At 49.8% G+C, this 23,320-nt stretch carries 24 protein-coding genes and 1 pseudogene; 21 read left to right on the forward strand and 4 right to left on the reverse strand.

Going from position 1 to position 23,320, the window contains the following annotated elements:
• The first annotated feature begins 3 nt into the window (after positions 1-3).
• The 10 genes and pseudogenes from ACTNDI_RS11190 (at position 4) to yaaA (ending at position 8,892) form a co-directional block, all read left to right on the forward strand.
• Positions 4-795 (forward strand): class I SAM-dependent methyltransferase, encoded by a 792-nt coding sequence (locus tag ACTNDI_RS11190; protein ID WP_441101062.1) that lies wholly within the window; start codon positions 4-6, stop codon positions 793-795.
• Positions 792-1,736: an ABC transporter permease gene (locus tag ACTNDI_RS11195; RefSeq protein ID WP_441101063.1), complete on the forward strand. Its 945-nt coding sequence runs from the start codon at positions 792-794 to the stop codon at positions 1,734-1,736. The genes ACTNDI_RS11190 and ACTNDI_RS11195 overlap by 4 nt, the downstream gene beginning before the upstream one ends.
• A complete protein-coding gene (nikC, locus tag ACTNDI_RS11200; RefSeq protein WP_441101064.1) occupies positions 1,729-2,574 on the forward strand; it encodes a nickel transporter permease in 846 nt (281 codons plus the stop codon). Before ACTNDI_RS11195 ends, nikC begins: the two co-directional genes overlap by 8 nt.
• Before the next feature lie 4 nt (positions 2,575-2,578).
• Positions 2,579-3,361 (forward strand): ABC transporter ATP-binding protein, encoded by a 783-nt coding sequence (locus ACTNDI_RS11205; protein WP_441101065.1) that lies wholly within the window; start codon positions 2,579-2,581, stop codon positions 3,359-3,361.
• A 1-nt stretch (position 3,362) separates the two neighbouring features.
• Entirely contained in the window at positions 3,363-4,127 is a 765-nt protein-coding gene (locus tag ACTNDI_RS11210; protein WP_441101066.1) for an ABC transporter ATP-binding protein, read from the forward strand.
• 68 nt (positions 4,128-4,195) lie between these two features.
• A complete protein-coding gene (locus ACTNDI_RS11215) occupies positions 4,196-5,791 on the forward strand; it encodes an ABC transporter substrate-binding protein (protein ID WP_441101067.1) in 1,596 nt (531 codons plus the stop codon).
• Positions 5,792-5,866: 75 nt separating this feature from the next.
• Positions 5,867-6,481 (forward strand): annotated as a pseudogene (locus ACTNDI_RS11220) (ATP-binding protein); the annotation flags it as partial.
• A gap of 530 nt (positions 6,482-7,011) precedes the next feature.
• Positions 7,012-7,404: an NUDIX hydrolase gene (locus ACTNDI_RS11225; protein ID WP_441101068.1), complete on the forward strand. Its 393-nt coding sequence runs from the start codon at positions 7,012-7,014 to the stop codon at positions 7,402-7,404.
• Between the two features lie 241 nt (positions 7,405-7,645).
• Positions 7,646-8,101, forward strand: coding sequence for a thioredoxin-dependent thiol peroxidase (bcp, locus tag ACTNDI_RS11230; RefSeq protein WP_279198689.1), 456 nt, complete (start codon positions 7,646-7,648; stop codon positions 8,099-8,101).
• Positions 8,098-8,892 carry a peroxide stress protein YaaA gene (gene yaaA / locus ACTNDI_RS11235; RefSeq protein ID WP_441101069.1) on the forward strand — a complete coding sequence of 265 codons (795 nt, stop codon included), beginning with the start codon at positions 8,098-8,100 and terminating at the stop codon, positions 8,890-8,892. Before bcp ends, yaaA begins: the two co-directional genes overlap by 4 nt.
• A gap of 37 nt (positions 8,893-8,929) precedes the next feature.
• On the opposite strand, the gene ACTNDI_RS11240 is transcribed toward yaaA, so the two are convergent.
• Positions 8,930-9,133: a transposase gene (locus ACTNDI_RS11240; protein ID WP_441101070.1), complete on the reverse strand. Its 204-nt coding sequence runs from the start codon at positions 9,131-9,133 to the stop codon at positions 8,930-8,932.
• 25 nt (positions 9,134-9,158) lie between these two features.
• Between ACTNDI_RS11240 and ACTNDI_RS11245 the strand changes: the two genes are divergently transcribed.
• Entirely contained in the window at positions 9,159-9,731 is a 573-nt protein-coding gene (locus ACTNDI_RS11245; RefSeq protein WP_441101071.1) for a nitroreductase family protein, read from the forward strand.
• A gap of 238 nt (positions 9,732-9,969) precedes the next feature.
• Here ACTNDI_RS11245 and ACTNDI_RS11250 read toward each other — a convergent pair whose 3' ends face one another.
• On the reverse strand, positions 9,970-10,851 hold the full coding sequence (locus ACTNDI_RS11250; RefSeq protein ID WP_441101072.1) for a PocR ligand-binding domain-containing protein: 882 nt from the start codon (positions 10,849-10,851) through the stop codon (positions 9,970-9,972).
• A gap of 168 nt (positions 10,852-11,019) precedes the next feature.
• Here ACTNDI_RS11250 and ACTNDI_RS11255 point away from each other — a divergent pair, with 168 nt between their 5' ends.
• The 7 genes from ACTNDI_RS11255 (at position 11,020) to ACTNDI_RS11285 (ending at position 19,265) form a co-directional block, all read left to right on the forward strand.
• Positions 11,020-11,886 (forward strand): class II fructose-bisphosphate aldolase, encoded by an 867-nt coding sequence (locus ACTNDI_RS11255; protein ID WP_441101073.1) that lies wholly within the window; start codon positions 11,020-11,022, stop codon positions 11,884-11,886.
• A 123-nt stretch (positions 11,887-12,009) separates the two neighbouring features.
• On the forward strand, positions 12,010-13,416 hold the full coding sequence (locus tag ACTNDI_RS11260) for an L-fucose/L-arabinose isomerase family protein (RefSeq protein WP_441101074.1): 1,407 nt from the start codon (positions 12,010-12,012) through the stop codon (positions 13,414-13,416).
• Between the two features lie 290 nt (positions 13,417-13,706).
• Positions 13,707-15,206 carry an FGGY-family carbohydrate kinase gene (locus ACTNDI_RS11265; protein ID WP_441101075.1) on the forward strand — a complete coding sequence of 500 codons (1,500 nt, stop codon included), beginning with the start codon at positions 13,707-13,709 and terminating at the stop codon, positions 15,204-15,206.
• A 12-nt stretch (positions 15,207-15,218) separates the two neighbouring features.
• A complete protein-coding gene (locus tag ACTNDI_RS11270; RefSeq protein ID WP_441101076.1) occupies positions 15,219-16,187 on the forward strand; it encodes an aldose 1-epimerase family protein in 969 nt (322 codons plus the stop codon).
• 350 nt (positions 16,188-16,537) lie between these two features.
• Positions 16,538-16,936 carry a Fur family transcriptional regulator gene (locus tag ACTNDI_RS11275; protein WP_441101077.1) on the forward strand — a complete coding sequence of 133 codons (399 nt, stop codon included), beginning with the start codon at positions 16,538-16,540 and terminating at the stop codon, positions 16,934-16,936.
• A gap of 106 nt (positions 16,937-17,042) precedes the next feature.
• Positions 17,043-17,606 carry an alkyl hydroperoxide reductase subunit C gene (gene ahpC, locus ACTNDI_RS11280; RefSeq protein ID WP_441101078.1) on the forward strand — a complete coding sequence of 188 codons (564 nt, stop codon included), beginning with the start codon at positions 17,043-17,045 and terminating at the stop codon, positions 17,604-17,606.
• A gap of 9 nt (positions 17,607-17,615) precedes the next feature.
• Entirely contained in the window at positions 17,616-19,265 is a 1,650-nt protein-coding gene (locus ACTNDI_RS11285) for an FAD-dependent oxidoreductase (protein WP_441101079.1), read from the forward strand.
• A gap of 92 nt (positions 19,266-19,357) precedes the next feature.
• Here the strand turns inward: ACTNDI_RS11285 and ACTNDI_RS11290 are convergent, their stop codons facing one another.
• Complete coding sequence (locus ACTNDI_RS11290) at positions 19,358-19,558, reverse strand: helix-turn-helix transcriptional regulator (protein ID WP_441101080.1); 201 nt, start codon at positions 19,556-19,558, stop codon at positions 19,358-19,360.
• 136 nt (positions 19,559-19,694) lie between these two features.
• Positions 19,695-20,429: an XRE family transcriptional regulator gene (locus tag ACTNDI_RS11295; protein WP_441101081.1), complete on the reverse strand. Its 735-nt coding sequence runs from the start codon at positions 20,427-20,429 to the stop codon at positions 19,695-19,697.
• A 315-nt stretch (positions 20,430-20,744) separates the two neighbouring features.
• Between ACTNDI_RS11295 and dinB the strand changes: the two genes are divergently transcribed.
• From dinB to ACTNDI_RS11310, 3 genes are all read left to right on the forward strand, one after another.
• Positions 20,745-22,064 carry a DNA polymerase IV gene (dinB, locus tag ACTNDI_RS11300; protein WP_441101082.1) on the forward strand — a complete coding sequence of 440 codons (1,320 nt, stop codon included), beginning with the start codon at positions 20,745-20,747 and terminating at the stop codon, positions 22,062-22,064.
• 5 nt (positions 22,065-22,069) lie between these two features.
• Positions 22,070-22,423, forward strand: a complete 354-nt coding sequence (locus tag ACTNDI_RS11305; RefSeq protein ID WP_441101083.1) for a hypothetical protein — start codon at positions 22,070-22,072, stop codon at positions 22,421-22,423.
• 191 nt (positions 22,424-22,614) lie between these two features.
• Entirely contained in the window at positions 22,615-23,178 is a 564-nt protein-coding gene (locus tag ACTNDI_RS11310; protein WP_441101084.1) for a LemA family protein, read from the forward strand.
• The last annotated feature ends 142 nt before the right edge of the window (positions 23,179-23,320 follow it).

The raw sequence follows: 23,320 nt of genomic DNA on the forward strand, positions 1-23,320 counted from the left end.
GCCATGAAACAGTTTGCAACCTATGAAGAAGAAAATATCCACTACTGGACAAACAGGGCTTCCGGTTACTCCGGGGTCAATCAGGAGGAGCTGGCAACCAGCCAGAAAACGGTATGGCGAGGGCTGATCTCCCGGCGCATTGCCGCCCGGTTTCCCAATACCAACCCGAAGCGGATCCGCGTGCTGGATGTAGGCACCGGCCCGGGTTTCTTCGCCATTATTCTGGCGGAGCTGGGCTATCAGGTGACAGCGGTGGACTATACCGCCTCCATGCTGGAGGAAGCGAAGCGCAACGCAGGGATGTTGGCTGAGAAGATCGATTTCCGGCAGATGAATGCCGAGGAACTGTCCTTCCGGGCGGCTTCCTTTGATGTGCTGGTGACCCGGAACGTCACATGGAATCTGCCAAACCCGGAGAAAGCCTATGCCCATTGGATGCGGGTGCTGAAACCCGGCGGGCTGCTCCTGAATTTTGACGCTAACTGGTACCGCTACCTCTGGGACGAGAATGACCAGGCAGCACACGCACTGGACAGGAAGAACCTTCAGGATTCAGATGTCCGGGACGAAACTGCCGGAACGGATGTGGATGCCATGGAAGCCATCGCCCGTCAGACCCCGCTTTCCAGGATTCATCGCCCTGCGTGGGATCTGGATGTGCTTCGGGGGATGGGAATGCAGGCAAATGCCGATACGGAAATCTGGAAGCAGGTCTGGACGAGAGAAGAACGGATCAACAATGCCTCCACACCTATGTTCCTGGTGGAGGGCTGTAAAGTGGGGGCTGCAATTTGAAGAAATACGTTTTACGCAGATTCTTACAATTGATACCTGTCCTAATTGGCATCACTTTTCTGTCTTTTGCTATGATGCGCGCGGCCGGCAGCGATGCTATTACCGAGCTCTATGGCGACAAGGGTGCGGTATCACAGGAGATCATTGACGCGAAGCGGGCGGAGCTTGGTCTGGATAAGCCCTTTCTCGTCCAGTACCTTGCCTGGGTGGGCGGTATGATGCGGGGCGATATGGGCGTGAGCTATATATCCGGGAAGGATGTATTTCAGACGTTTATTTCAAAGCTCCCGGCGACGCTGCTCCTTACCGCGCTGTCTATAGCCATGACGGTGGTCATTTCCATTCCGCTGGGGGTTCTGACGGCGGTGCGCCATGATAAGCTGACAGACTACGTTCTGCGTTTTTTCAGCTTCGTGGGAAATTCCCTTCCCAACTTCTTCGTGGCGCTGCTTCTCATGCAGATTTTCTCCATCAAACTGAGAATACTTCCCGTTATTTCCAAGGGACTGAGTATCCAGAGCGCCATGCTGCCTACCCTGACTCTTGCCATTGCCATGTCTGCCAAGTACATGCGGCAGGTGCGGGCTGCGGTGCTGGAGGAACTGAACAAGGATTACGTCATCGGCGCAAAGGCGAGAGGTGTCCGCAGTTCCGTTATCCTCTGGAAAAGCGTGCTGAAATCCTCCATGCTCACCATCATCACGCTGCTGGCTCTGTCCATCGGAAGTCTTCTGGGCGGTACGGCGATTATTGAGAGTATTTTTATGTGGGATGGCGTGGGGAAGCTGGCGGTGGATGCCATCACCATGCGTGACTATCCCATGATTCAGGCTTATGTGGTCTGGATGGCAATCATCTACGTATTGGTCAATCTGATCACAGACCTGCTTTACCATGCCCTTGATCCGAGAATCCGACTGGGGGTGCGTGCGGATGCGTGAAGTTACCATACGGAAGCAGAAAATCAAAAAAGGCAGCGTAAAAATACGTCTTATCGTCTTCGGCACACTCGCTGCGCTGTTAATTGTCTGCTCCCTTTTCTCGGAGTATCTCGCTCCCTATGACCCTTATTTGCAGAATTTGAGCATCGCCAAACAGCCGCCCTGTGCGGAGCATCTTCTGGGCACGGACCGCTACGGACGGGATATGCTGTCCCGGGTTATAGTGGGCAGCCGAACCAGTATTTTTTCCACCCTTTTGCTGGTTGCGATCATCACCGCTTTAGGAACCGCTGTGGGCGTGGTCTGCGGCTGGTACGGCAAAGCATTGGATACGGTGCTTATGCGGATTTCCGATCTGTTTCTTGCTTTCCCCGGACTGGTGTTCGCACTGGCGGTAGCGGGTGTGCTGGGAGGTGGATTACAAAATGCCATTATCGCTCTGGCGGTGATTTCCTGGCCCAAATATGCCCGGATCGCCCGGAGCCAGACCCTTGCCCGGAAGGAAACAGTCTGGATGAAGGCGGCAAAGCTCTCCGGCAGCAGCACGGGCAAGATCATTTTCAAGCACATCCTTCCCAACATCATCGGTCCGATTCTGGTGACGTCCGTGCTGGATATTGGCACCATGATGATCGAGCTGGCGGCACTGAGTTTCTTAGGGCTGGGTGCGAAACCGCCCATTGCGGAGTGGGGAAGCATGATGAGCGACACCCGGGGCCTGATGACCACCTCTCCCTGGATTACCTTTTCTCCCGGTATCGCGATCTTCCTTTCTGTTATGATTTTCAACCTGCTGGGCGACACAATCCGGGACTACGCAGATCCCAAGGGGAGGTAACGGTATGGCAGAATTGTTGCGATATGACCATGTAGGTATCTCCTATAATGGCTTTCTGGCTGTAAAGGATGTGAGCTTCACCCTGGAGCCCGGTGAAATTCTTGGCATTGCAGGCGAAAGCGGCTGCGGAAAATCCACCCTGATTAAAGCCGCCATGGGTCTGTTGGGCGATGCCGGAATGGTGACCCGGGGCGACATCTGGTACAAGGGAAAAAATCTTCCTGATCTGCCCGCTAAAGAACTTCGCAAACTCAACGGACCGGAATTGGGCATGATCTTCCAGAGCGCGGGCAGCTCCTTCTGCCCGATTCGCACCATCGGCGCACAGCTCTACGAGACGATGACCGAGCATGGAAAGATTTCAAAACAAGAATTTCACCGGCGTGCCATGGAACTGATGGGAAAGCTGGGCTTTGAAGACGGAGAACGGGTGCTGGAGAGCTTCCCCTTTGAGCTGTCCGGCGGAATGCAGCAGCGGGTGGGCATTGCGGCGGCAATGCTCTTAAATCCCGGCATATTGTTCGCGGACGAGCCGACTTCCGCGTTGGATGTGACGGTGCAAAAACAGGTATTGGACGAGATGCTGCTGGTGAGAAAGACTTACGGTACGGCCATGATTTTGGTGACCCACAACATAGGGGTTATCAGGGCCATGGCAGATAAGATACTGGTGATGAAGAACGGGGAAGCCGTAGAGTATGGCGACACCCGTCAGGTACTTGGGAGCCCACAGGCAGAGTATACCCGACAGCTTCTTTCCGCAGTGCCGAGACTACGGAGGAAATGAGATGGAACCGATTTTAAAAGTTGAAAATCTCACAAAGATCTTCTCCCGCAGCGGGCAGGAGAATTTTACTGCGGTTAACGGGATTGACTTTGAACTCAGTCCTGGTGAGTGCTTAGGTATTATCGGTGAAAGCGGAAGCGGCAAGACGACTGCAGTGAATTTGATCACCAGGCTGCTGGATGTCACAGAAGGGAGGATTCTGCTGGAGGGTGCGGAGATTACCCATCTGAAAGGCAAGGAACTTCGTAAGGTCTACCGGAAAATGCAGATGGTGTTCCAGACTCCCACAGATTCCTTTGACCCTCGCCGGACTCTGGGCGACGGCATTGGGGAGAGTCTGCGGAATATCGGAATGTCCCGTAAGGAAACACGCAAGGAAGTGGAGCGGCTTCTGGGGAAGTGCGGGCTTTCTGCTGACTTTGCGGATCGCTATCCCCATCAGGTCAGCGGAGGACAATGCCAGAGAGCGGCCATCGCCCGAGCTCTTGCTGTGAAGCCGGGGATTCTCATCTGTGATGAAGCCACCTCCGCGCTGGATGTGACTGTTCAGAAGGAAATATTGGAACTGCTGAATGAGCTTCGTTCCCAACAGGGAAACAGCCTGTCCATCCTGTTCATCTGCCACGACATCTCTCTTGTGCAGCAGTTCTGTGACCGGGTGCTGGTGATGTATCACGGCGGCATTGTGGAGGAGGGTACCCCCAACGAGGTCATTCAACATCCCAGGAATGCTTACACGCAACGTTTGATCGACAGTGTTCTGTAATATCATCCATTGGTACCGGTCCGGTTGACTGGCTTCCATATATTGCACTTGAAGAAAGGAACTATAAAATGAAAAAGCCGTTTTCCCTGATTATGGCTGCCTGTCTTGTCGTTTCTCTGCTGACTGGCTGCGGCAGTAGCGCTCCGGCGCAGGCACCTGCTGCTGACAGTGGCAGCAATGCTTCCTGGCAGAAAGCCTCCGCAGACAGGAAAGTTATGACCATCGGCGACACCACCTTCAACTCTGAAAACTGGGAGGAAACCGTCGATCCTCATCGCACCTACAACGGCTGGGCCTGCATCCGCTATGGTATCGGTGAGACGCTGGTGCATTACACCGACACCATGGAGCTGGAACCCTGGCTGGCAAAGTCATGGGAAAATGACGGTAACTGCACCTGGACCATAACCTTGCAGGATAACGTTACCTTCTCCAACGGACGGAAAATGGACGGCAATGCGGTGAAGCAGTGCCTTGAACATTTACTTGCGAACCACGATCGCGCTCCCAGCGACACAAAGATCACGGATATCAAGGCGGACGGTCAGGTATTGACCATTATCACCAGCGAACCCAACCCCGCCCTTATGAACTATCTTGGCGATCCCTACGGCTGCATCATCGATGTGGATGCCAGCGACTTTGATAAAGGAATCGTTATTGGCACCGGTCCCTATGTGGTGAAGGATATGGTCACGGACGATCACCTGACACTGACCAAGAACGAAAACTACTGGAACGGCACCCCCAAGATCGACGAGCTGACCATTCGCACTCTGTCCGACGGCGATACCCTGTCCGCCGCTTTACAGGCTGGAGACATCGACGCCGCCTACGGTATGGCATACGAGGCTTACCCCAATTTTGAAAACGACGACTATCAGTTCTCCTCCATTCAGACCTCACGGGCGTTTTTTGCCTCCATGAACATGACCAGCCCCATCATTCAGGACGCGGCCGTTCGGAAAGCCATTGCCATGGGCATCAACAAGGAAGGCTTTGTGAAGACCTTGCTGGATGGCCACGGCGTTCCCGCCAATGGCGCATTCCCCAACGGCTTCTCAAATTTTGGCGGGGAGAAGGTTACTACAGAAAACTACGATCCTGAAGGAGCAAAGGAAGTTCTGGAAAAAGCCGGCTGGGTGGACAACGACGGCGACGGCATCCGGGAGAAGGACGGCGTGAAGCTGTCCATTCGATGGCTGACCTATCCCAGCCGTCAGGAGCTGCCTCTGCTTGCCGAATCTGTTCAGGCTGCCCTGAAGGAGATCGGCATGGATGTGGACATCAACTGTACTGCCAACCGTCGGGAGTTCCTTGCTGATATGAACAGCTGGGACATTTATGCCTCCGCTCTGGTCACCGCCCCGTCCGGTGATCCTCAGTATTTCTTTACCACCAGCTGCATGCCCGGTATGAGCTACAACTTTGGCGCCTATGAGAACAAGGAAGTCAGTGCTATGATTGAAGAATTGTCAACCGAGTTCGACACCGCCAAACGGGGTGAGCTGGCCGTACGCCTGCAGCAGGCGATTCTCGATGACAACGCCTTTGTCTTCTGCTCCTTTCTGCAAATGAACATGATTTCCAAGAGCAATGTGACGGGTTATACCGCTCACGCCAGCGATTACTATCAGGTCACTGCGGATCTGGATATCAACTAATTGCGTTTCGTTTGCAGGTGGTGCAAAACGTCAATTTATATAAGATGGACAAAAATGCGGAATCCGCATTTTTGTATCATTATATTTCTGTCCTCTTCCATCGGCTCTCTGACGAATCCAAGCAAGCTGTGTGCAACTTTTAAGAGCGTAAAACATACGACTATCAGTAAGATGACGATCAAACGCTATATCGATTATCTTGAAGACGCTTTCCTGATTGACAGTGCAATTCGCTACGATATAAAAGGTAAGAAATATATTGATACACCATCCAAGTATTATTTCACGGACCTGGGTCTTCGAAATGCCAGATTAAATTTCCGACAGGTCGAAGAAACACACGCGATGGAGAATATCATTTTCAACGAACTGAAAGTCAGAGGATATAACGTCGATGTAGGCGTCGTTGTGATGAATGAAACAGATCAGACAGGTAAAAAAATAAGAAAGCAACTAGAGATTGATTTTGTCTGCAATAAAGGTTCCAAACGTTACTATATTCAGTCGGCATTTGCTATGCATGATGAAAAGAAAATGCAGCAGGAACAACGCTCTCTGGTCAATACAGGCGATGGGTTCAAGAAAATCATAATCACAAAAGATGCCATAGCACCGCTTTACAATGAAGAAGGTGTGTTGGTGATGAGTGTTTTTGACTTCCTGTTGAATCCTGACAGCATGGATTTATAATCAGGCGAAACAAAGCGAGAGTCATAGTCCCGGATTGGTCAACAAAAACCTTCATGTCAGAAATTCTGACACGAAAGTGTTCGGTATTTCCCGTTCGGTCTCTTATAATCAGATATGAAGGTATTTCGCATAATTGGGTTCATATTTCTGTTGATATTCCGAATCATCCTTCTTCCAGTTCGCGCTCTGGTTAGTCTGCTCAGATGGCAGACGATCATGTGGATGCTTCAATTCATGACAGAACTACCGGAATTACGGTGGAGTGTAATTTGACAGATATGCTGAAAGAGGTTCAGAGAGGAGGCAGTTTCGACGATATTGTTTCTCCCGCAGAAAGAGCTGAGCGATGTAGTGCGGAAGATGATCCGGGCAACAAAGGATGACGGCTACATGTATACTTCATTTACGTACGGAGAATTCCATGGATATAGAAACGGAAGATATTTTACAGATTTTACAAGTGAAGGTTTTGCGAAATTCATGATACAATAAGATCCATGAGAAATGGACATTGTTATGGGGGAATTCACATGATTGATAAGATCGCATATCTATATTTGTCAGATGGAAAAATTTTAAGCTCAAGGTCGAAGGGCAAGGACACATGGTATATTCCGGGAGGAAAACGTGAGGGCACCGAGACGGATATAGAAACGTTGGTTAGAGAAATCAAGGAAGAGTTGTCAGTGAACATCAAGCCTGAAACAGCAAAACTCTACGGAGTATTTGAAGCACAGGCCCATGGACATGCCGAGGGAGTAGTTGTTCGCATGACTTGTTACACGGCAGAATTCAAGGGAGAATTAAAAGCAGCTTCAGAAATAGAAGAACTGCGATGGTTGACCAGTTCTGATCAAGACATAATTTCTCCGGTTGATAAGTTGATTTTTTCAGATTTGAAATCAAAAGGATTACTTATGTAACCATCGAGATGCGCAGGCGGTCAATGACTGCGAACTCGGGTAATGGAAAATCCCTCCGACAAGAATCAGAACGGAGGGATTTTCAGCGGCAAATATAGTGGTGAACAGGCGACAGATAACTTGGAATTTCGCTTTAATGCCTGATCATTTTTCCTTTCATGTGGATTCCTGGCTGGCCAGGGCAGATAGGCAGTTTCAGGAGCAGTAAGCTGACTTTATTATGCAATAGGAGGAATGTAAGATGTTGAATATTGGAACAGAAGCACCGGATTTTACTCTGCCGGACCAGAATGGAGAGATGCACAGCCTTTCGGACTATCGTGGAGAGAAGGTAATTCTGTATTTTTACCCGAAAGATATGACGGCAGGCTGTACCAGGCAGGCCTGCGGGTTTGGCGAGCTGTATCCGCAGTTTCGGGAGAAGGGCGCCGTCGTTCTCGGCGTCAGCAAGGACAGTGTTGCTTCGCATAAGAAATTTGAGGAGAAGTACGGCCTGCCGTTCACTCTGCTTTCGGACCCCGAAAAAGAAGTGATCCAGGCGTACGATGTCTGGAAAGAGAAGAAGAACTACGGCAAGGTCTCGATGGGTGTTGTCCGGACGACCTACTTGATCGATGAGAATGGCATCATTGTGAAAGCCTTCGGTAAGGTGAAGGCTGCCGACAATCCTGCACAGATGCTGGACGAATTGTCATGAGGATCATCATCTCTCCGGCGAAGCAGATGCGGGTGGACACGGATTCCTTTACGTGTACAGAGCTTCCGCCGTTTCTTGAGAAAACAGAAAGACTAATGGTCTGGATCAGGGGTCTTTCCTATGAGCAGCAGAAGGTACTTTGGACCTGTAACGATAAGATCGCCCTTCAGAACTCCGAGCGGTTTCATCATATGGATCTGCGGCAGAATCTTACGCCTGCGATTCTTGCTTATGACGGGATTCAGTACACTTATATGGCACCTGCTGTATTCGAAGATGGTCAGTATGCGTATGTACAGGAGCATCTGCGCATCCTGTCCGGCTTTTATGGTGTCATAAAGCCTCTGGACGGTGTGGTACCGTACCGTTTGGAAATGAAGGCAAAGGTATCATTTGACCAATATAAGAATCTGTATGACTTCTGGGGTGACAGTCTTTATCGGGAAGTGCGGGACGAGAGCGGGATCATCATTAATCTGGCTTCGAAGGAATATTCCAGGTGCCTGGAAAAATATCTGAAGCCTGAGGACCGGTTTATTACCTGTGTTTTCGGTGAGCCGGAGGGAGGCAAGATTGTCCAGAAGGGCGTATATGCTAAAATGGCCAGGGGCGAAATGGTTCGATTTATGGCAGGCATCCATGCCGAAGCCCCGGAGCAGATGAAAGCATTTAACTGGAGCGGCTACCATTTTGATCCTGACCGCTCGTCGGATACAGAATTTGTTTTCGTGCGCACAGAAATTCCCGGAAAGAAAGCAGCTAAGAACCATGCAGCTGACAGGGGACACTAGAAATATATCGAAGAGATGCAAACTGTTACCGGATGTTTTACAAATAGACCATACCCAGCATGTTCTGGATGCTGCAAAATCCATATGTCTTCCGGATGATCAGCTTGATCTTGTTGTTGGTTGCTTCGCTCCTTGCGTGGCTCCTGCCAAGCCGTATGGTGTTCAATCTATGGCAAAATACGAGACAAAAGGAAAACGGAAACAGCCTGACGGAAAAAATGGAAAGCCCGTATCGGGTCAATCCTTTACGGAGAAAAGAGGTTAAAATGAGTATACGTGAATCACTGAAGGAAAGAAGAACCGTTTATGCACTGAAAAAAGAGCTTCCCGTATCTGCAGATGAGATAAAAAAACTTGTCGCGGAAACGACGGAACTTGTGCCGGATGCGTTTAATATGCACAGCCAGAGAGTCGTGCTTGTGCTGGGTGAGAAACAGGACAAGCTTTGGGACAGAATTTATGATGTATTTGAAGGAAAGGTGCCGAGGGAGAAAATAGATGGATTCCGCGCGGGAGCCGGAACCGTTCTGTTCTTTTATGATGAGGCGGTGGTAAAGGGCTTGCAGGAGCAGTTCCCTCTCTATGCGCCCAATTTCCCGGTATGGGCAAATCAATCCAATGGTATGCTGCAGCTGGCTGTATGGGCGGGTCTCAGAGAACTGGGAGTAGGAGCTAATATCCAGCATTACAATCCGGTTATTGATGATGCTGTGCGCGAGATGTTCCATCTGCCGGACAGCTATAAGCTGGTTGCGCAGATGCCTTTCGGTGGTATTGCGGAACTTCCGGGGCCCAAGGATCCGGAAGATATTTCAAAGAGAGTATTTTTTGAAGAATAAAAATCCGGTGAAGATGCGGAGAATCGGTTACCCTGTACTTTGCTGACATTTAATCTTTAATAAAAGCGGGCTTTTTTCGAAAGAGGTCAAAAGATCTTTCGAAAACAGCCCGCTATTTTGTTATTTGTTTTGAAGGTTTTGCCGGAATGGAATCTCTGCTCCTCTTCCCGGCGTCCGCATTCAAGAGACAAATCCTGACATGGGCTGCATCAGGGCGCTCGGAAGCAGCGTGGAAAAATTAATGATTTTGCAGGCGATTTGATGTGAAAATGGATTGATATTTTTTGGGTGATACACCTGCGGTACGTTTGAACACAGTAATGAAATAGTTATAATCCTTATATCCACACTGAGAGGCGATTTCAGCCAGAGGAAGACTTCTGTCTTCCAGAAGCTGTTTCGCCTTTTCCATTCTTAAGATCCGGATATGTTCTGCAATCCCTGTACCATAATTCTGTTTTGCAATCTCATATAATTGCGTTCTGCCAATTCCAAATTTCTCAGCGATATCCTTAGCCGTCAGGTCTTCCAGAAAATGAGCCTGAATATATTCGTCAATTTGTACGGGAAGTTCCTGCTTGCGCAGGCTCGCCATGCGCTCCAGACAGAGGTAACTTGCAACTGCCTCGAGAATGTGGGAGGCAGAGGTAATATAAGCCTCTGAGTGAAGCGGCATGGAAAAGCACTCTTTTTTCAGAAGTTCTTTATCCACCTTGTAATTCCTGCACTGTTCTTCGATTATTTTCCATCCCGTTTCATGGGAGGGATAAGCAAACACATGACCAAACAGAAGGTAGCCGATGATAATGTTTCCGAGATATAGCGGTGTGATGCTTTCCGTGAGGCCCGCATGGCAGCGGTAGGTGTATGGGGATCGCTGCTTCGCGGCGCGCAGGCAGGCTTGTCTGTCACATTTTTTACAGTTCTCATATCCTTCTTTATCCGTGCGGATGATCTGGCAGAACGGCGCAATGTGCTCCGGGTAGGAGGCCAGCTCTGTAAACTGATCATCAAAGACGGTAATACGGATTGGCGTGAGCCGGTAAAAATCCTGGAGAAGGGAATTCAGCTTTGTCCGATTGAAAGTAGAAATCATGCTTTCCTTAACCTCGCTTTTCATAACAGATATCATTTATCAATTGAATATTTTGGATATCGGCGAACTTATTTTATTATATCAGCGAACAAATTCAAAGTAAAATGAACAGACTTCTATATAAAACCGGCGCCGGAAAAGCTATGATGAGGATAACAAACCACAGAAAAAAGTTTACAGGAGGAGGTTCTCATGTTAGCAACATTAAATGATGTAATGAAAATAGCAGAAGAAAAAGAAATTGCTGTCGGCTCTTTTAATACACCGAATCTTGAGGCGTTACAGGCAGTGACAGAAGCGGCAGAGGAGCTTGATCTTCCGGTCATCATTCAGTTCGCGCAGTGCCATGAACCGTGGATCCCATTAGACCTGATCGGACCGATTATGATAGAAGTGGCGAAGAAATCCAAAGTTCCGGTGTGTGTGCATCTGGATCATGGTGAGACTCTGGAATATCTGCAGCAGGCGCTTGATCTGGGCTTTTCTTCCATCATGTATGACGGCTCGACGCTTCCATATGAGGAAAATCTGAAGAATACGAAAAAGGCAGTAGCCATGGCAGCCAGGACAGGCGCATCCGTAGAAGCTGAACTTGGGTCCATGGGAAGGAGAGAGTCCGGAGCAGGAGATGATACGGGAGAAGCGGATGAAACCAAGATTTATACCGACCCGGAACAGGCGAAGATATTTGTGGAGGAAAGCGGAATTGATGCGCTGGCATGCTCTTTCGGTACCACACACGGCATTTATCTGACAGAGCCGAAGCTGGACTTTGATGTTGTGAAAAATGTCAGAGCTCTTACGAACAACATTCCGGTAGTCATGCACGGCGGCTCCGGGGTGAGCAGGGAAGATTACGGAAAGGCAGTAAAAGCCGGCGTAAGAAAAGTAAATTATTTCACATACATGGATAAATCCGGCGGAAGCGCGGCCGCGGCCTATCTGAAAACACTGAAATCGGATGAACCGATTTTCTTCTCATCCATCAGCATGGCAGGACGGGATGCCATGAAGGAAAACGTAAAGGCCGCAATGAAAATGTTCGCGTTGATGGATTAAAGAGCTGACCGATGAAAAGGTTAGCAGATTAAAGGCTTAAACGCTAAAGGTTAAGGATGAAAGTATTCATGGATGAAAGGGTTCATGGATTGAAGGTTAATGAATGTAATGGAGGACAGAGTGATGGGAAAAAAGATGACATTTGCGCTGGCGTTCTGTAACAGAGGTTTCATGCCGGGAGAGTTAATCTACGGCGCAAGAGAGGATATGATCAAAGCTGTCACAGACGCGGGTTATGACTATATCGCGATGGATGCCGGACTTACCCGGTTCGGCGGTATTGAGACAAGAGACGAGGGAATGCTTTATGCAAAATGGTTAAAGGAGCATGAGGGAGAGTACGACGGAGTGATCTTCTCTATGCCGATCTTTGCGGATGAGAACGGGGCGATCACTGCGCTGCGGGATGCCGGAGTGCCAATCTTAATGCAGGCATATCCGGATGAGATCGGGAAAATGGATTTTGCCCACCGAAGAGACGCGTTCTGCGGAAAATTCTCAGTTACCGATGTATTCACGCAGTATCAGGTACCGTTTACCGTATTGAAGCCACATGTCGTTCATCCGCTTTCTGAAAAGTTCCAGGAGAATTTACGTGACTTTGCCGCGATCTGCCGTGTGGTGAATGGAATGAAAAGATTCACGATCGGATGCATCGGGGCGAGAACCACTGCCTTCAAGACAACCAGATTTGATGAGATCGGTTTGCAGAAAAACGGCATTACTGTAGAGTGCTTTGATCTTTCAGAACTGATATATAAAGTAAATAACAAATCCGATACGGATGCTGCCGTTCTGGCTAAGAAAGAAAGCCTGATGAAATATGCGGACTTCAGCAAAGTTCCGGAGAAAAACAAGAATACTCTGGCTAAGATATCGGTTGTCATTGATGAATACATCAAAGAGTATCATCTGGATGCGCTGGCGATTCGCTGCTGGAATGAGATGGAGACAATTCTTCGTGTTTGTCCGTGTGTACTCCTTTCGGAGCTGAATGACCGCGGCATCGTGACCTCCTGTGAGATTGATCTGACTTCCGCGATATCCATGCGGGCAATGGCTCTCGCAAGTGAGCAGCCTACGGCAGTCCTTGACTGGAACAATAACTACGGAGATGATGAGAACAAGGTAATTCTGTTCCACTGCGGATCGACTGCCCAGAGCCTTATGGTAAAGAAAGGTACGGTTACCGAACACAAGATGTTTGCGAAAGGGGATCCGGGATCCGGATGGGGAACAAACGAAGGCCGTATCCGTCCGATGAAAACAACGCTTTCCAACTGCTTAACCGTGGATGGAAAGGTGGTTATCTACGCCACAGAGGCAGAATTCACCGATGATCCGATCGAGGATGCATACTTCGGATGCGCGGGCGTCTGTGCCATAGATAATATGCAGGATAAAATGATTAAGCTTGCGAAGGGCGGCTTCAAGCACCATACCTGTGTAGGTGTCGGCCATATGAAGGAGATCTTAAAAGAGGCTTTCACTACATATCTCGGTTATGAGTGGGTTGACATTGATCAGTAAATCGCATCCGGTCTCTTACGCGCGCTTCGCGCGCGACGAGCCCTGTCTGCGTTTTCGAAGAGGTTATCAACCCCATATAATAAATGGTGACATATACTGTATAAGCTACGGATTGCTCCGTGCTTCGCACTCCCGCAATCCTACAGGCATTCGGATTTCGCGCATTCGCGCTTCATCCTCATACCTGTTGCCTTCGAAATCGCATCCGGTCTCTTACGCGCGCTTCGCGTGCGACGAGCCCCGTCTGCGTTTTCGAAGAGCTTATACAGTATTTTGAGTGAGGAAATCGTATGAAGATAGCAGGATTAGACATCGGAACGACCGGATGCAAGTGTACGGTATTCGATGATCAGGGAAAGTATCTGGCGAAAGCTTATCGCGATTACCCGGTGACGCGCGCGGTCACCGGTCATGAGATTGACGCTTCGGCCATTATGGGCGCCGTGTATGCATCCATTCGGGAGATGGCTGAAAAGTACCCGGATATTGCGGGAATCGGTGTGACAAGCTTTGGAGAGACGTTTGTCTGCGTGGATGAGGCGGGAAATCCGCTTCATCCGGCAATGCTGTATACAGATCCGAGAGGGCAGGAAGAGTGCCGGGAACTGATCGAGAAGCTTGGCGGGCATAATATTGCGCATATTACAGGACTGAGACCGCATGAGATGTATAGCATTTCCAAGATAATGTGGATCAAAAAACACTGTCCGGAGATTTACGCTTCAACCAGGAGAATCTTTCTGATGGGAGACTATGTGGTTTATCATCTGACCGGAAAGGCGCAGATTGACTATTCTCTTGCCACCCGCACGATGGCCTTCGATATAAAAAATCTCTGCTGGAGCAGGGATATATTTGAGGCGGCAGACATTGACAGCAATCTGATGTCTGAACCGGTACCTTCGGGCACCATAGCAGGAGTGATTACACAGAAATCCGCACAGATGACGGGCTTGTCGACGGATACGAAAATCGTATCCGTCAGCCATGATCAGGTGGCTGCGGCAGTCGGAGCAGGAGCATTTGACGGGACGGTTGCGGTTGACGGAGCCGGAACGGTAGAGTGTCTGACTCCGATTTACGATGAGCTGCCGGACATTGATGTGATGTATGAGGGATATTTTTCCGTTGTACCGTATGTCATACCGGGAAAATATGTGGCTTATGCATTTTCGTATACCGGCGGTGCGCTGATGCAGTGGTGTGTAGAGACCATTGCGAAAGAGGAGAAGAAGCTGGCAGGGGAACAGGGAATTTCGGTAAATGAATACCTTGAAAAAATGTATGACGGCCTTCATCATGAGGAACCGAGCGGACTGCTGGTTCTGCCGCATTTTGCGGGAGCCGCGACACCATATATGGACACGGGTTCAAAGGGCGCGGTATTGGGGCTCACAACGGCCACTACCGCAGCGGACATCTACCGCGGCTGTATGGAGGGTGTAGTTTATGAAATGTACCTGAACCTGCAGGCACTGAAGCATTCCGGAATTCATTTTCAGAAATTACATGCGACAGGCGGCGGCGCGCACTCTGCTGTCTGGATGCAGATGAAGGCGGATATGCTGAACCTTCCGATGACGGCATTGAAAACTGCAGATGCGGGAACAGTTGGAAGCGCCATGCTGACAGGAGTGGCGATCGGCCTGTTTTCTGATCTTGCGGATGCGGCTGCTCACATGGTAGAAGAAACTGTGACTTATGTGCCGAGAAAAGAGATGCATGAGAGATATCAGAAGATATATGAGAGATATCGACAGGTATATCATGCAGTCAGACCATTGATGTAGGAGCGGATAAGAATGAATCCATATATCGGACATGATTCCCAGCTATATGGGATTGAAGAACACCGTCTGTCAGGCGGAAAGGGCGATGGAATGCGCCTGTTTGAGGTGAATAACGGAAAGGGACTGGAGCTTGTCATTTCTCCGGACCGAAATGGGGATATTACAAGACTCCGCTTCAAAGGAATTAATATGAGTTATATGTCTCCGTGCGGCTATGTGGCACCGGCCTACTATGACCGTACAGGCAGTAACTGGCTGTCCTCTTTTACTGCCGGATTTCTTACCACCTGCGGGCTGCAGGCGGTAGGGAGTCCGTGTACGGACGAGGGAGAAGAACTGCCTCTGCACGGGTCCATTGCGAATTGCCCCTGCGAACAGGCATATTTTTTTGAAAAAGGCGGAGAGTTGGTTGTTCATACGGTGACAAAGGATGAGCAGATTTTCGGCAGAAAACTGAGACTGGAACGGGAGATCCACGTGTCCACGGAAACGAATGAGTTTGAGATCTGCGATAGTATCACAAATACCGGTGACAGGGTGGAGCCGATGGAAGTTCTGTATCATATGAACATGGGTTATCCGCTTCTGGACGAGGACAGTGTGATTACAATTCCATCTGTGGAAGTGAAGCCGAGGGACGCTCATGCAGCGGATGATATTGCAAACTGGATGCATATGGAGAAGCCGACAGCAGGGTATCAGGAGCGCTGTTATTATCACAAATTTTCAGATGAGAACGGAATCGCGGAAATCTACCAGCCAAAATTGCATGCGGGACTCCGCATCAGCTTTGACGCATCGGAGCTTGACGGCTTTGTAGAGTGGAAAATGATGGGCGTCAGAGATTATGTGCTTGGCCTGGAATGCGGAAACTGCTATCCGGATGGCAGAGATGTCATGAGAAAAAATGGGATGCTGAAATTCCTGCAGCCGGGCGAGAAGAAAATCTACCATGTGAAGGTTCGCATGATTGAAGATTAAAAGATGAAAAGGCAAAAAGCTGTTGTGAAGGATTATTGTGAATGCCATATTGTATATTGCGACGAACAATGTGAGGGTGCTGAACATAGAAGGAAAAGCTGAAGGAAAAATAGAAGGTATCGAATGACAGGAAACGAGGTCCCGGAAAGCAGAAAACTACTTTCCGGGGCTTTTTCTGTATTCCTTAGGTGGGGAGATAATATAAAAAATTTTGGTTGACAAGTAAGCTTCTTTCCTGTATTTTAAATTTAGAATAATTCTAATTCAGAACGATTTCTGATTCAGGAGAATTCTAATTCAGAATAATTCTGATTTGGAATAATTCTAGGATTCTGATTCAGGAGGGTGTTTTGGCCAGATATATGAAGAGTATCCTGGAAATTGTGTGTTCCGCCGGGAAACACATGACAGCAGAGCAGATTTTCTTCCTGCTGAGGGAAAAATATCCATCCGTGGTCATTGCAACGGTCTACAACAACCTTAACGCCCTTACGGCGAAGGGCCTGATCCGGAAGATCAGTGTGGAGGGATTCCCGGACCGCTATGATACGAGTGCAAGACATGACCATCTGGTCTGCATGAATTGCGGAAGGCTTACTGACCTGACACTGCCGGACATGACGGGATGGCTCTCGGAAAAGGCAGGGATCCCGGTCTCCGCTTACGATCTGAAACTTTATCATCTGTGCGATGCGTGCAGGAGCAGACAGGAGACGCCGCAGAAAGCACAGGATCCGCAACACTTATAATTTGTATTGAATCAGGCAGGTGTCTGAGACATCTGCCTTTCAATAAAAGCAATAGTTAGACAAAACTAATAATTTTTAGATCGATATTACAAAGGAGGAAACACACATGTCATTAATCAACAAGGAAGTAGCCGATTTCTCTGTACAGGCGTATGTGAATGGAGAATTCAAAACCGTCACGAAAAAAGATATTATGGGAAAATGGAGCGTATTCTTCTTTTATCCGGCAGATTTTACATTTGTCTGCCCGACGGAACTTGAGGACCTTGAAAACAGATATGCGGATTTTAAGGCGGCTGGCTGCGAAATCTATTCTGTTTCCTGCGATACCCATTTTGTACATAAGGCATGGCACGATCATTCTGATCGGATCGGAAAAATCACCTATCCGATGCTGGCGGATCCGACGCATGCTCTTGCGAAGGATTTTGATGTATTGATTGAAGCGGATGGAATGGCAGAGCGTGGCAGTTTTATCGTTAATCCGGAGGGAAAAATCGTTGTCTATGAGGTAAATGCCGGGAATGTCGGACGTAATGCGGATGAACTTCTCCGCCGTCTGCAGGCGAGCCAGTTTGTTGCGGAGCACGGAGATCAGGTATGCCCCGCAAAATGGCAGCCGGGAGCGAAGACTCTCAAACCGACCCTTGACCTGGTTGGAGCATTGTAAAGGAGGCGGATGCCTGTGGAAAAGAAAAACTTTTATGATGCGGTTGTAATCGGCGGAGGGCCTGCGGGCCTGACCGCCGGCCTTTATCTGGCACGTGCCTGTTATCGGGTTCTTGTAGTGGAAAAAGAGACCTTCGGCGGACAGATCACGATAACGTCAGAGGTCGTTAATTTTCCGGGAAGCGGACCGGTAAGCGGAAGGGAACTGACAGAGCGCATGCGAAAACAGGCGGAGGCCTTTGGATGTGAGTTCATGAGCGCGGAAGTGACATCCCTCAATTTTTCAAGCAAAATCCGCAAGGTGGAGACGGATAAGGGAACGCTGGAATGTCTTGGTGTAATTCTGGCCACGGGTGCGCACCCGAGAATGATCGGCTTCCGTGGTGAAGCTGAGTACAAGGGACATGGTGTCGCATACTGTGCGACATGCGATGGTGAATTCTTCAGCGGGAAGGAGATCTTCGTGATTGGAGGCGGCTTTGCTGCCGCAGAAGAATCTGTATTCCTGACTAAATACGCTTCGCATGTAACAATATTGATCCGTGAGGATGATTTTACCTGCGCAAAATCTGCAGCGGATACGGCACGCAGCAACAACAAGATCACCGTCCTCACAAATACGGAAGTGGAAAGCGTGACGGGAGATTCGGTTCTGCGAACCATTAGCTGGAAGAATATAAAAAACGGTAAGAGAACTGTCTATACGCCGGAAAACGGGGATACTTTCGGTGTGTTTGTGTTTGCCGGATACCTGCCGTCCACAGAATTAATCCGGAATCTTGCCGAGCTCAATGAACAGGGATATGTCGTAACCGACAGAAACCAGAAAACAAGTGCAGAAGGTCTGTATGCGGCGGGAGATGTCTGCATCAAACCGCTGCGGCAGGTTGTGACGGCCACCGGAGATGGTGCTCTGGCAGCAACCGAGCTTGAGAAGTATATCTCAGTCATGCAGCAGAAAACCGGAAGAAAGGCAGAACGCCCGGCGGCAAGAGCCTCCGTGCATAAGGTTGTCGATTCCGGCACAGATTCCGGGGAAGGCAGCGGGGTTTCAAGGCAGACTGGACTTTTATCCGATGAGATCAGACAGCAGCTTTCAAGTGTCTTTGCCAAAATGGAGAAACCACTGATTCTGGAGCTCCATTCAGACAATCGTCCGGTTTCTGAAGAGCTGAAATCCTATATGGACGAGCTTGCAGGTCAGACGGATAAGCTGTCGGTGATCGTATCGGATGAAAAATCAGAAGACACCCCGTTTGTCCGGATTCTGCAGGAGGATCATTCCCCGACCGGTCTTGCATTCCATGGCGTCCCGGGCGGACATGAGTTCACCTCTTTTGTTCTCGGGCTCTACAATGCATCCGGGCCGGGACAGGCAATCGATCCGGAGCTTCGGGAAAAGATCGCCGGGATAAAACGTGACATACACATGCAGATCCTGGTGTCTCTCTCCTGCACCATGTGCCCGGAACTGGTAACTGCTGCGCAGCGGATCGCGTCGCTTAACCCGCTTGTCAGTGCCGAAGTGTATGATCTCAATCACTTCGGAGAGTTAAAGCAAAAATATAATGTGATGAGCGTCCCCTGCCTTGTCATAAATGGTGGAGAGAAGATTCTCTTCGGTAAGAAAAACATTCCGCAGCTGCTGAATGAGCTGTAGAAATCGTTCTTTGAGAGTGCTTTGTCGGGCAGCTGCTGTGCCCCGGTTCCAGCGGTGCACAGGCTGTCCGGGCTCTATTCCATGTCCGGGCCCTATTCCATAGGAAACAACTCCTTTACACTCCGCTGATAATAGTCCGAGAGACGCATCGCGGTATAGACATTCGGGCATTGTGTTCCGTTTTCATACCGGTAGAGCGTTTTCGGGTCAAGCTGGAGATCCTCAGCGGCCCTGGTTCGGGAAAGACCGGTGGATTTTCGGGCTTCCAACAGGTTGTTCGGTTTTTTGAGCATAATGCAACACCTCATTCTTGAAATTCTGACGGATTAATCCTTTTGGCAGAGTGCCGCGTCCATAGCATGTGAAGCGGCACATGCATGCGGATGAATGCTGAAACGGACCCGGCTTTTCCCCTTTCGGTGTGTCATGTTACCGGATGGCACGGCAGACCCTTCCGAAGATGCGGAAGGAATCACGGTCAAGATGAACCGGAATCGGCTCGTACTTCTGGTTCAGGGAAATCAGGAAGGTCCCCTCATCGTCGTTCTTCAGCTTCTTGATATAGGCATTGTCGTTCAGCGAGAAGATCCCGATTTCTCCATCCGTCAGCGTTTCCTGCCGGTGCACGTAAACCATGTCGTGATCATGGAAAACCGGTTCCATACTATCCCCGTGGATCGTAACGGCAAAGTCTGCATCCCCCGCTTCCGTGGCGGGTACCTCGATGGTCGTGTAATAATCGGAATCGAGAAAATCTCCGCGACCGGCGGACACCCTTGCGTCGTAGAGGCGCAGCCGGATCATGGAAAGGCTGTCGGAAGGAGCCGGCGGGTACGGTATTACATTTGATTTCCTGGCGTAGCTGACCGGATGAGTCAGAAGATCAATGTAGGAGAGCGCCTTCTGCTTTCCCTCGTCGTTCAGCATGGTCAGTGGGTTATTCGGATTGCTGCCGAAGTATTCCTCGAGACAGTCCGGAATCTTCAGGATCCGGCACACATGCAGGAAAATCCGCGCGGAGATCTCATTCCTTCCGGTTTCCCAGGCGGAAATACTTTTGGAGCTGACATCGATGCCGTCTTCCTGAAGTCTGTCCGCAAGTTCAATCTGTGACATGTGCGCTTTCTTCCGGTAGGAAGTGATGATTGCGCCGATATTTTCCATGTGACACCTCTTTCTTTTGCTTTCCCGGTTCTGAAATCTGTCAGTTTATCGCGGAGACTGCCGACAGACAGTCTGTTTCGTATGTCTACATAGTATCACCATTCCCCACATATAGCAAGCAAAAATCTATTCATAAAAGAAAAACGGGCCGAAACGACCATTTATTTCCGCTCAAAATAGTGCTATATTGGCTGTGCAGGGCAACAGGTATGCCGTTATATTGGATGTACAGAGAAAAAGCGATGCTATTATACGGATCGGTAGTTTTCTTTCCCGGTAACAGGACCGGGAAAAGACAGGGGGGAGTGAGAAAAGGTGTCAGATCGGATTATTCTGCATGTGGACTGCAATTGTTTTTACGCATCAGTGGAGATGCTGTATCATCCGGAGCTTGCCGGAAAGCCGCTGGCCGTCGGAGGGGATCCGGAGGAGCGGCACGGCATTGTCCTTACCGCAAACTACATCGCGAAGCGGCAGGGAGTGAAGACCGGCATGGCGCTCTGGCAGGCGAGGCAGTGCTGCCCGAATCTTGTCTTTGTTCCGCCGAGAATGTATCTCTATCTTCGTTTTTCCCGGATGGCGAGAGCTATTTATCAGGAATACTCCGACAAGGTGGAGAGTTTTGGACTGGATGAATGCTGGATCGATCTGACAGAGAGCTGTGCGATTCTGGGAGATCACACGAGGACGATTGAAAACGGATACCGGATCGCTCAGGAGATAAGCAGAAGGATTCGCAGGGAACTCGGCATTACGGTCAGCATCGGCGTTTCCTGGAACAAGATTTACGCGAAGCTCGGCAGTGACTACAAGAAGCCGGATGCCATTACGGTTTTTGACCGTGATAATTACAGGAAGCTGATCGATCCTCTCCCGGTGTCGGATCTCCTGTATGTCGGGAGAAGGACCGGTCAGAAGCTCGCAAAGTATGGCATACGCACGATCGGACAGCTTGCAGAAGCAGATCCGCATTATCTTCAGAACTGGTTTGGAAAGATCGGCGCAATGCTTTCTGTATTTGCCCGGGGACAGGATCAGACGCCGGTGAACAATGTCGGGATCGAGGCACCGGTCAAGAGCGTCGGGAACAGCACAACCACGCCCCGGGATCTCGTGAATAATGAGGATGTCCGGCTGGTGCTGTATCTGTTATCGGAGAGCGTATCGGAGCGGCTCCGGAAGAATCATTTTGAGGGACAGGTGGTCTCGGTTTACGTTCGGGATAAGGATCTCTGGGGATACCATCAGCAGAAAAAGCTTGCGGTGCCCACCAATATCTCCGGCGAGATAGAGGAGGCGGCTTTTTTGGTTTTCCAGCGCCTGTACCGCTGGGAGAAGCCGATCCGGAGTATCGGAATCAGCGTCGGTGATCTGAAACCGGAGAACGGGCCGCGTCAGCTCTCCCTGTTTGTGAACGAGAAATCCCGCGAGCGGCAGATGCGGGCGGACCGCATGGTCTCCGATATCCGCAGCCGCTATGGATATGCCGCGGTGCAGCGGGGAATCATGCACGAGGACCGGTATTTGTCTTCATTGGATGCGACTGCAGAGGACCACATGATTCATCCGCATTCGTATTTTGAGAACGGGAACCGGACCGGATATGAAACGGTTCTTGTCGCGGAAGGCAGGTGATCAGAGTGGGTGTTTATGATTATCATCATGATTCGGGGCGCTCGGACCGTCCGAAGGCGCGCTGTGACGTGCCGCTTGCGGAAAATGTGCGGGAAACGTCCGACGTCAGCCCATACAAAGCATACGTTGAGGTTATCGCGGATTTTTCCTCTGACGGGAGAATGAAGCCGCTCCGCATCATATGGGAGGACGGTCACAGATACGATATTGACAGTATTCTCCGTGTGGACCGGTGTGCCAGTCTCAAGGCGGGAGGCGCGGGGATCCGGTATGTCTGCCGGATTCTTGGACAGAGAGTTGAATTGTACTACGAGGAGAACGGCTTCTGGTTTGTGAATCGGAAGACTCCGGGGGTATAGGAAGGTTTTCCGGACTGAGGAAGAGTTCTCTGTCTCTGAACTGGCCCGAATGTCAGGGGAAAATGATATTGGGCTATTTTAGGTTGTCTTTTTCTGCTGCTTTCCATTATAATCAGAAGGTAAGCGTATATAATTAAAGACGGCAGAAAACTACAGGACAGATGTGAAAATAAAATACGGGAGGAAATTGCATGATTGCCTGGATTGTCATTGGTGTGCTTGTATTGATTGTATTAATTATCGTGATCTTTCTGATTGGCACGTATAACGGGCTGGTGAAGAGCAGAAACCAGGTGGAGGAAGCGTTTTCCACCATGGATGTATATCTGAAGAAGAGATATGACCTGATTCCAAATCTCGTTGAGACGGTCAAGGGCTATGCGGCGCATGAGAAGGCAACGCTGGAAAAGGTGATCCAGGCCAGAAACACAGCCGCACGGGCGAAGGATGCGGCAGATGTCATTCGAAGCAATGAAGCATTGGGCCAGAGTCTGCGCGGTATTTTCGCTATCGCGGAGAATTATCCGGATCTTAAGGCCAATGCGAATTTTATGGAGCTGCAGCAGCAGCTCCGGCAGGTGGAGGAGGATATCGCCAACGCCCGCAAGTATTATAACGGGTGTGTAAAGCTTTATAATGATAAGACGATGATGTTCCCGTCCAACCTTGTAGCGGGAATGTTCGGTTTCCGCAAGGCTTCTATGTACGAGGTAGGAAATACCGCAGAGCGTGAGAATGTGAAGGTTTCTTTCTGAGGCGCTGATTGATATGGCATCGTGACAGTGCGGCAGCCTGCTTACTGTGGCATCGCGACAGTGCGGCAGCCTGCTTATTGTGGCAGGACGACAGTGCGGAAACCTGCTTGCTGCGGCATGGCAGGTTTGCCAGGACGCAGGT

It is taken from the genome of Bilifractor sp. HCP3S3_D3 (assembly GCF_052063915.1).
Lineage (GTDB): Bacteria > Bacillota > Clostridia > Lachnospirales > Lachnospiraceae > Bilifractor.